We start from the raw sequence: 783 nt of genomic DNA, 5'->3' as shown, positions 1-783 counted from the left end.
GAGGCAAAACGGGATGCGGCCAGTGGCAAACGCACCGTTTGAGCTGAGGGGCAAAAGCGTCTATGTCGCCGGCCATCGCGGCATGGTCGGAGCCGCGCTGGTGCGCCGGCTGGCGCGGGAGGACGTGAACCTCGTCACGGTCGACCGGCGCGAGGTCGATCTCTGCAACCAGGCCGCCGTGTTCGACTGGTTCGCGAAAGCGCGGCCGCAAGTGATCTTCCTCGCCGCGGCCAAGGTCGGCGGCATCGTCGCCAACAACACGCTGCGTGCCGAGTTCATCTACGACAACATCGCGATTGCCGCGAACGTGATCCAGGCCGCGCATCTCAACGGCGCCGAGAAGCTGATGTTTCTGGGCTCGTCCTGCATCTATCCGAAGCTGGCGCCGCAGCCCTTGCGCGAGGATTCCGTGCTATCAGGTCCGCTGGAGCCGACCAACGAGCCCTACGCGATTGCCAAGATCGCCGGCATCAAGATGGCGGAGGCCTATCGCAGCCAGTATGGCAGCGACTTCATCAGCGTGATGCCGACCAATCTGTACGGGCCCGGCGATAACTATCACCCCGAGCTGAGCCACGTCGTCGCCGCTCTGATCCGCCGCTTCCACGAGGCGAAAGTCGCAGGCGCAAAGAGCGTCATCGTGTGGGGCACTGGCACGCCCCGGCGCGAGTTCCTCTATGTCGACGACATGGCGGATGCCTGCGTGCACCTGATGAAGACCTATTCGAGCGCGGAGCTGGTCAACATCGGCACCGGCGAGGACATCACCATCGCCGAGTTCGC

At 64.4% G+C, this 783-nt stretch carries 1 protein-coding gene; it reads left to right on the top strand.

Features of this window, described 5'->3' with window-relative positions; genetic code table 11:
• Positions 1-13 precede the first annotated feature (13 nt).
• A partial coding sequence (locus IVB46_RS40920) for a GDP-L-fucose synthase (protein ID WP_276010590.1) occupies positions 14-783 on the top strand: 770 nt, incomplete at its 3' end.

The sequence above is a fragment of the Bradyrhizobium sp. 61 genome (assembly GCF_023073075.1).
GTDB lineage: Bacteria > Pseudomonadota > Alphaproteobacteria > Rhizobiales > Xanthobacteraceae > Bradyrhizobium > Bradyrhizobium barranii.
This window is presented reverse-complemented; position numbering and strand designations above follow the sequence as displayed.